Origin of the sequence: uncultured Veillonella sp. (assembly GCF_900545205.1) — a bacterium.
Taxonomy (GTDB): Bacteria; Bacillota; Negativicutes; order Veillonellales; family Veillonellaceae; genus Veillonella.
The window spans coordinates 1-2,716 of the sequence record NZ_UQYC01000124.1; the positions used below are offsets into that span (position 1 = coordinate 1).

Consider the following 2,716-nt stretch of genomic DNA (forward strand, 5'->3'; position numbering starts at 1 on the left):
GCTTTAGCTACCATTTGAGCCATTTCATAACGAGTGATATTGTTTTGGCCTTTGAAAGTGCCGTCTGGGTAACCATTAACGATACCAGATTGTGCTAATTGGGATACAGCTTGGTATGCCCAGCTATCTGGAGTTACATCGGAGAATGGGTTAGCAGCGAATGCTGTTGTTACACCTAATACTGCTGTTGCTGCAAAAATTGTTGCAAATTGTTTTTTCATAATGAATTCCTTCTTTCTTATAAATAAGAATTTATATTATCAGAAGACATTCACTGTATAAGTGGTATAACTATGAAAGATATATTAGGAGTGTCCACGTTTCCTCGACTATATTTTCTATCACAGTCTCACCTCTTTATTAGTGGTGCCTTGCTGTGATTAGAATATATCACCGTCCAAATTTTTTGTAAAGCATTTTGTACAACTAAATTTTATGAAATTTCTTTCATGAATAAAAATGAGCTTATAAACATAGATTTCATCTATATTTCTTGAAATTAAATTTTATACAATTTCATTTTATTTATCTAAAATTCATGTATTTTAGATGATAAACTTACAACTTTTAATTATTAAAAATAATAAATATTGTATTATTTAATATGTAATCCTAATATACGGACCTAAAATATTATTATATTCCTCTTTTCTATTATTAATATCTTTATTTTGTCTCTCTAATTTCTATTAGTAATAACCTTATCAAAGCCATGCATCATATATTAGCTCTTAAAATATGTCATTAATAATATTAAGCTTTAAATACCCCATTATTTAAATACAAAAAACCTCTCTATAGTAATTACTACTATAGAGAGGCTTTTAGAAGCATTAAATTGCATAGGATACAAAACCTAGGACGTGATCAACTGGAACAGGACCAATGAAACGACTATCACTAGAATGATTTCGGTTATCCCCCATCACAAATACATGTCCTTCTGGAACAGTAACCGGTGTAGAACGTGTATAATTCATTATTGTATCTTTAGTATATGGTTCTTGTAATTGTTCACCATTACGCCATACATGACCATCTTTAAACTCTAATACATCACCTGGACGACCAATAACACGCTTAACCCATACATCATTTGTTTGAGCAGCTTTATTAAAGACAGATGCATAGTTCATCAATGGTTCTTCTACATCATCTACCCAAGTACGTGCACGATTAACGCGACTATCAATGATTACAATTTGTCCATAATTTGGCATTTCATTCATAATATGATGCCACTTCGTTACAATTAAATATTGACCATTATGTAGTGTATCCTCCATTGATTCACCAGATACCCGTGTTGGTTGAATCAAGAAGATATGGATTACCATAGCAATAACCAATGCTAATACAATGGCATAAATCCAATCTAATATTTCTTTTACTATTTTATTACTCATATTAACCCCTTAATGACCGTTTTTTGTAAATCTACCACCAAATACATCATGTACATCCTGAATCGTAATAAATGCCGATGAATCTACTTCATAAACAGTATTTTTTAACCTCATAATCTCAAGTCTTGTCACCACAGAATACAAAACATGTTTAGGTTGCTTTAAATAGCCCCCTTCACCATACATGATGGTAACACCACGATTTAGGTTCGCATTTAATGCATCTGCAATCTTTTTAGAATTCTCTGCATCGGTAATAATCATGACCCCTTTAGATTCATCAAGGCCTGTAATTGTAATATCAATCATCTTATAGGCAATGAAGTATGCAATCAAGGAGTACATAGCACTATTCCAACTATATACAAAACCCGCTGCGCCGAGAATAATAAGATTCATGGCCATTACGATTTCACCTACAGAGAAGGTTGAACGTTTATCAAATATAATGGCTACGATTTCAGAGCCGTCCAAAGAACCACCGTTACGTATAATGAGGCCAACCCCAATGCCTAAGATGATACCACCAAAGATAGATCCTAAAAATGGATCCGATGTAATCGGTGTGAAATCATGAGCAAAGGTTGAAAAAATAGCCATCCATACGATGGAGAACAGTGTAGAAAATGTAAAGTTTTTACCGTTAGCTCTATAGCCAAGATACAAAAAAGGCAAGTTCAAGAGTACAACGAAAATACTGAAAGAAATTCCTGAAAGCTCTGCAGCCATCAAGGAAATACCAACTACACCACCATCGATGATGCTATTCGGTACTAAAAATAAATCTAAGCCTATGGTGTAAATTAAGGCCCCTAAAATCATCATTAAACAACGCATAATAAAGTTTGACCAGTTATGCGTTGAAGTTTCATTTGTCATGCACTTCTCCTTTACCGTACAACTGCTCCATAGCATGTAATCTCTTTTCTTCTAACTCACTAGCGTCTATGATGTCCCCTTGCATATCATTAGCAGCTTGACGTAACTGTTTTGTATACCGTAAGCCAATAACAAAGGCTGTTAAATCATCTACTGGCTCTGGTGGAAATTGCATAGATGTAGGGATAATCTTACGCCATCCTGTAGGAGGATTATATTTCCAATATAATTTACGAGCCTCCTCTGTGCTATGCGATTCATCAATTAAGCTAGTAGTGATTCTGTGATTTCGTCCAATTTGTTGGAGAGATGGATATAAATATTTATGATTTGTACCATTTCCACATACGATATGAACAATACCATAATATTCAGTTACGAACGGAATACTGGTGAGCAAAGCGCATGGCGAAGCCACAAACCAATTGAGA

At 34.1% G+C, this 2,716-nt stretch carries 4 protein-coding genes; all 4 read right to left on the reverse strand.

All coding sequences use genetic code 11. The annotated features are described in order from the left end of the window. On the reverse strand, window positions 1-221 hold a 221-nt coding region (locus QZR70_RS08835), incomplete at its 3' end, for an S-layer homology domain-containing protein (protein ID WP_295794587.1). Window positions 222-833: 612 nt separating this feature from the next. Continuing rightward, the gene (gene lepB / locus QZR70_RS08840; RefSeq protein WP_005387312.1) at window positions 834-1,406 is read right to left on the reverse strand and encodes a signal peptidase I; all 573 of its coding nucleotides are present in this window, start codon (window positions 1,404-1,406) and stop codon (window positions 834-836) included. A gap of 9 nt (window positions 1,407-1,415) precedes the next feature. Further along, the gene (locus tag QZR70_RS08845; RefSeq protein WP_119207012.1) at window positions 1,416-2,285 is read right to left on the reverse strand and encodes a YitT family protein; all 870 of its coding nucleotides are present in this window, start codon (window positions 2,283-2,285) and stop codon (window positions 1,416-1,418) included. Next, a partial coding sequence (locus QZR70_RS08850; protein WP_295794590.1) for a hypothetical protein occupies window positions 2,275-2,716 on the reverse strand: 442 nt, incomplete at its 5' end. The genes QZR70_RS08850 and QZR70_RS08845, both read right to left, overlap by 11 nt.